Below are 5,381 nucleotides of genomic sequence, written 5' to 3'. Positions count from 1 at the left end.
TGCCGCGGCCGGTCGCCCTTGTCCTCCGACCCGGTGTCGGCCTGCTCGGCCAGGTCCGCGGTCGGCTCCTCGGCGGCGGTGTCCACCGCACCGGTGCCCCCGATCGCCCCGCTCGCGGCCGCGCCGGTGTCCCCCGACTCCTCGTCCTGGACCACGACCAGACTGATCTTGCCGCGGCTGTCGATGTCGGCGATCTCCACCCGGAGCTTGTCGCCGACGTTGACGACGTCCTCGACCTTCTCGACGCGCTTGCCGTTGCCGAGCTTCGAGATGTGCACCAGGCCGTCCTTGCCCGGAACCAGCGAGACGAACGCGCCGAACGCGGCGGTCTTCACGACCGTGCCGAGGTAGCGCTCGCCGACCTTCGGCAGCTGCGGGTTGGCGATCGCGTTGATCTTGTCGATCGCGGCCTCCGCCGACGGGCCGTCCGAGGCACCCACGTACACCGTGCCGTCGTCCTCGATGGACACGTCCGCGCCGGTCTCCTCGGTGATCGAGTTGATCATCTTGCCCTTCGGGCCGATGACCTCACCGATCTTGTCCACCGGCACCTTCACGCTGGTCACCCGCGGCGCGTAGGGGCTCATCTCGTCCGGGCCGCCGATCGCCTCGGACATCACGTCCAGGATGGTCAGCCGCGCGTCCCGCGCCTGGTTCAACGCGCTCGCCAGCACGTCCGACGGGATACCGTCCAGCTTCGTGTCCAGCTGCAGCGCCGTGATGACGTCGGTGGTCCCGGCGACCTTGAAGTCCATGTCGCCGAACGCGTCCTCGGCGCCGAGGATGTCGGTGAGCGCGACGTAGCGGGTCTCGCCGTCGACCTCGTCGGAGACGAGCCCCATCGCGATGCCGGACACCGGCGCCTTCAGCGGGACGCCCGCGTTGTACAGGCCCATCGTGGAGGCGCACACCGACCCCATCGAGGTCGACCCGTTCGACCCGAGGGCCTCGGACACCTGCCGGATCGCGTACGGGAACTCGTCCCGCTTCGGCAGCACCGGCACCAGGGCCCGCTCGGCCAGCATCCCGTGGCCGATCTCGCGCCGCTTCGGCGTGCCGACGCGCCCGGTCTCGCCGGTGGAGAACGGCGGGAAGTTGTAGTGGTGCAGGTACCGCTTGCTGGTCTCCGGCGACAGCGTGTCCAGCGTCTGCTCCATGCGGAGCATGTTCAGCGTGGTCACACCCAGGATCTGGGTCTCGCCCCGCTCGAACAGCGCGGACCCGTGGGCGCGGGGCACCACGGACACCTCGGCGCCGAGCTGGCGGATGTCGGTCAGGCCACGGCCGTCGATGCGGACCTTGTCCTTCAGGATGCGCTGCCGGATCAGCTTCTTGGTCAGCGCCCGGAAGGCGGCCCCGATCTCCTTGTCCCGGCCCTCGAAGGCCTCGCCCTCGCCGACGCCGACGCGCTCCAGCACCGACGCCTTGACCTCGTCGGTGGCGTCGTCGCGCTCCTGCTTGCCGGGCAGTGCCAGCGCGCGGGTGAGCTCGTCGGTGGCGATCGCGGCGACCGCGTCGTAGGCGTCCGCCTCGTAGGCGGGGAACAGCGGGTACTCCCCGGTGGGCTTGGCCGCCGCCTCGGCCAGCCGCTGCTGCGCCTCGCACAGCACGCGGATGAACGGCTTCGCGGCGTCGAGCCCCTGCGCCACGGTGGTCTCGGTGGGTGCGGTGCCCCCCGCGGCCACGAGGTCGAGCGTGTTCTCGGTGCCCTCGGCCTCGACCATCATGATGGCGACGTCCTCGGGCCGGTCCCCGACGATGCGCCCGGCGACCACCATGTTGAACGTCGCGTGCTCCAGCTGCGACCAGGTCGGGAAGGCGACCCACTGGTCCTCGATCAACGCGACCCGCACGCCGCCGACCGGCCCGGAGAACGGCAGCCCGCCGATCTGGGTGGAGGCCGACGCGGCGTTGATCGCGAGCACGTCGTACGGGTCCTCGGGGTGCAGGCTCTGCACCGTCACCACGACCTGGATCTCGTTGCGCAGCCCGTCGGCGAACGACGGGCGCAGCGGACGGTCGATCAGCCGGCAGGTCAGGACCGCGTCCGTGGACGGACGGCCCTCACGGCGGAAGAACGCCCCGGGGATGCGCCCGGCCGCGTACATGCGCTCCTCGACGTCCACCGTGAGCGGGAAGAAGTCGAGCTGTTCCTTGGGCTGCTTGGAGGCGGTGGTCGCCGACAGCAGCATGGTCTCGTCGTCCAGATAGGCGACGACCGAGCCGGCGGCCTGGTTGGCCAGCCTGCCCGTCTCGAAGCGGACCGTGCGCGTGCCGAACCGGCCGTTGTCCAACACGGCCTCGGTCTCGTGCACGGCGTTCCCGCTTGCTTCAGTCATGATTCCTGTTACTCCTCGTGCGTGAAGGGCCACGCATCCCCCGCCCTTCGGGGGCACGCCCGAGGTACGGGGCCGGTCATCGATCGAAGCCGACGGGAGGAACCTCCCGGCGGCCACTACCGAGGACCGGCTGTGGCGTCCCCGTGCGCGGCGCGCTCGCCCTTGTTCGTCCTTCGTGTACCGAGGGGGAGTGACCCGACCGGGTCACTCCCCCTCGTCAGTCTCTCATCGACGCAGGCCGAGTCGCTGGATCAGCGACCGGTAGCGGCCGATGTCCACCCGCATCACGTAGTTGAGCAGCCGGCGGCGACGGCCGACCAGCAGCAGCAGCCCACGACGGGAGTGGTGGTCGTGCTTGTGCACCTTCAGGTGCTCGGTGAGGCCGACGATCCGCTTGGTCAGCAGAGCCACCTGGGCCTCGGGCGATCCCGTGTCGGACTCGTGGAGGCCGTACTCGGACAGGATCTGCTTCTTCTCGTCGGTGGACAGCGCCACGCGTTCACTCCTTGTTCGTTCGTCCCGTGTCGGTGTGTCGTCGGTACCGGCCGCCACGGACCGCAGCCGGACTCAGGGTCGAGGGTATCAGCACCGCCGCACACCCCGGGCGGCACGCGCTCCCCCGGCGCGTCGGCCCGGGCGTGGCGGACCGGCACCGGCGGAGACACCGGCGTGCGGCGTCAACCTCGCTGCAGCGGGAACCGCGCCACGGTGCTGTAGCGGGGACCGGATCCCCGCGCCCCGCCGGGATCGCTGCGCATCAGCTCGACCTCGGTGACCGTCCACTCGGGGCCGTCGACGTCGGCCAGGTGCCGCCGCCACCGCGCGATCGCGGCGCGGACGTCACCCCGGGCGAGGGTGAGGTGGGCGTGGAAGTCCCGCTCCTCGTCGGGCGGACGGACCGCCGCCGCCAGGTCCCCGAGCCCCGCACCGGCCACCCCGATCCAGAGTACTCCACGGAACGAACCCGCCCCCCGCAGCCGGACGGTGCGGGATGCCAGCCCCGCCAGCCGGGGCCGCAACCACTCCGTCCGGGCCTGCGGGTCGTCGGTGCCGTAGAAGCCGAGCGTGATGTGCCACTGCTGCACGGTCGTCCAGCGCAGCACCCGGCGCCCCGCGACGGACGGGACGCGGTCGAGCTCCGCACACAGCGCCGCGACCGCCTCCCGGGACGGCCGCACGGCGGTGAACAACCGCGCACGTTCCCCCGCACCACCGCGCTCCGGGACGGCCCCCGGACCGGTCACGCCTCAGCCCGCCTTCCCCGCCCGGCGCAGCAGGTCGGCGATCGCGGGGAACTCGTCGTCCAGCCGGTCGGCGGCCGCGGCCAGGCTCTCCTCCTCGGCGATCTCCCGCAGCGCGGCGAACACACCCTGCTCGTCGGGTACCGTCCCGACCGGGAGGTTGTCCCGGCTCACCGTGGGACGCGCGCTGCGCACGTCCTCCAGGGCCTCCCGGATCGCCGCGCGGCTGCCGGCCGCGACCTCGGGGGTGAGCACCTTGCGTTCGAGCATGATCAGCCGCGCCAGCACGACCGGATTCCCGATCTTGGCACGCCGTCCGCTCATCACCTGGCTGAGCATCGGTGCACTGATACCCAGTACGTCCGCGAGGTAGGCCTGCGAGACGTCGAAGGCGACCACCAGCCTGCGCACCCGGTCGCCGAGCGGTTCGCCGTACCACTCCCGCTGCAGGGCGATGTTGCGCTGGACGATCTTGTGGTCCTCCACGGCTGCGTTCTGCTCCCCTCGGTGACGGCGGCCGGGACCCCACCGGCCCGCCGAGTATCCTGTCAGGCCGCTCTCACCCGCGGGGGCGAACTCCGGAAGCCGTTCGCATTCGCACCCGCTCCGGGGGCCGACACCGCCGGTCCGGCGCGGTCGGAGGTGCGGTCAGGGGTGCGGGCGGCTCACCGGCCCAGCGCGGCACGGGTGCGGGCGACGTCGTCGTCGATGCGGGCGACGAGCTCCTCCGGCGAGTCGAACGTGATCTGCCCCCGCAGCCGGGAGACGAAGTCGAGCGCGACCTGCCTGCCGTAGAAGTCGGCGTCGACGTCCAGCACGAACGCCTCGACGGTGCGCTCCCGACCCGAGAACGTGGGGTTCGTGCCGACGGACACGGCGGCGGCGAGCGCCTCGCCCTCCCGGCGGTCCCCCTCGGGAACCGGCTGGAACCAGCAGGCGTAGACGCCGTCGGCGGGCACCGCGGCGAACCGGGGCAGGGACAGGTTCGCGGTGGGGTAGCCGAGTTCCCGGCCACGCCCGTCCCCCCGCACGACGATGCCGTCCAGCCGGTGCGGACGCCCCAGCGCCTCGGCCGCGGCGGTGACGTCGCCCGCGTCGATGCACGACCGGATGTAGGTCGAGGAGTAGGTGATCTCCCCGTTGTCCCCCTCCTCCAGGGTCCGGCCGCGCAGACCGGCCGCCTGGGCGGTGAACCCGAACCGGCGGCCCAGTTCCCGCAGGGTGTCCACGTCGCCGGCCGCCTTGTGCCCGAAGGTGAAGTTCTCCCCCACGATCACGGTGGCCGCGTGCAGCCGGTCGACCAGAATCTCGTGCACGAACTCGTCGGGTGTCAACCGGGACAGCTCCGGGGTGAACGGCAGCACGGCGAACACGTCCACGCCGAGCCCCTCGACGAGTTCCGCCTTCCGGGTCAACGTCGTCAACTGGGCCGGGTGACTGCCGGGGCGTACCACTTCGGACGGATGCGGGTCGAAGGTGAGCACCACGCTCGGCAGACCGCGCCGACGCGCCGTGCGCACCGTCTCGTCGATCAGGGCCTGATGCCCCCGGTGCACGCCGTCGAACACCCCGATCGTGACCACGCACCGGCCCCAGTCGCCGGGCAGATCGGTCAACCCACGCCATCGCTGCACGCTGTGGAGCGTAACCGCACACGGCGCACCGGTCGCGCCCCGGGCGGAGCCGGGTCCCCGGGTCAGGCGGGGGCGAGGACCACCACGGTCCGGGCCAGCGCCCCCGCGTCGACGGCGAGGGCGAGCACCCGCCCGTCGGGGTCGAAGACACCGTAGGTGCCGTCGAT

At 72.2% G+C, this 5,381-nt stretch carries 5 protein-coding genes and 1 pseudogene; all 6 read right to left on the bottom strand.

Features of this window, described 5'->3' with window-relative positions:
* Nucleotides 1-2,339 (bottom strand): polyribonucleotide nucleotidyltransferase (locus SACPADRAFT_RS26990; RefSeq protein ID WP_007026320.1); only part of this gene is annotated, 2,339 nt, incomplete at its 3' end.
* A 225-nt stretch (nucleotides 2,340-2,564) separates the two neighbouring features.
* Entirely contained in the window at nucleotides 2,565-2,834 is a 270-nt protein-coding gene (gene rpsO / locus SACPADRAFT_RS0211000) for a 30S ribosomal protein S15 (protein WP_007026319.1), read from the bottom strand.
* 182 nt (nucleotides 2,835-3,016) lie between these two features.
* Entirely contained in the window at nucleotides 3,017-3,583 is a 567-nt protein-coding gene (thpR, locus tag SACPADRAFT_RS0210995; protein ID WP_007026318.1) for an RNA 2',3'-cyclic phosphodiesterase, read from the bottom strand.
* Nucleotides 3,584-3,586: 3 nt separating this feature from the next.
* Complete coding sequence (locus tag SACPADRAFT_RS0210990) at nucleotides 3,587-4,066, bottom strand: helix-turn-helix domain-containing protein (RefSeq protein WP_007026317.1); 480 nt, start codon at nucleotides 4,064-4,066, stop codon at nucleotides 3,587-3,589.
* 179 nt (nucleotides 4,067-4,245) lie between these two features.
* Nucleotides 4,246-5,214 carry a bifunctional riboflavin kinase/FAD synthetase gene (locus SACPADRAFT_RS0210985; protein ID WP_007026316.1) on the bottom strand — a complete coding sequence of 323 codons (969 nt, stop codon included), beginning with the start codon at nucleotides 5,212-5,214 and terminating at the stop codon, nucleotides 4,246-4,248.
* A 62-nt stretch (nucleotides 5,215-5,276) separates the two neighbouring features.
* Nucleotides 5,277-5,381, bottom strand: a pseudogene (gene truB / locus SACPADRAFT_RS33850) (tRNA pseudouridine(55) synthase TruB); the annotation flags it as partial.

This window comes from Saccharomonospora iraqiensis subsp. paurometabolica YIM 90007 (assembly GCF_000231035.2).
Taxonomy (GTDB): Bacteria; Actinomycetota; Actinomycetes; order Mycobacteriales; family Pseudonocardiaceae; genus Saccharomonospora; species Saccharomonospora paurometabolica.
Note: the sequence above shows the minus strand (reverse complement) of the source record. Positions and strands in the feature narration are given on the sequence as shown.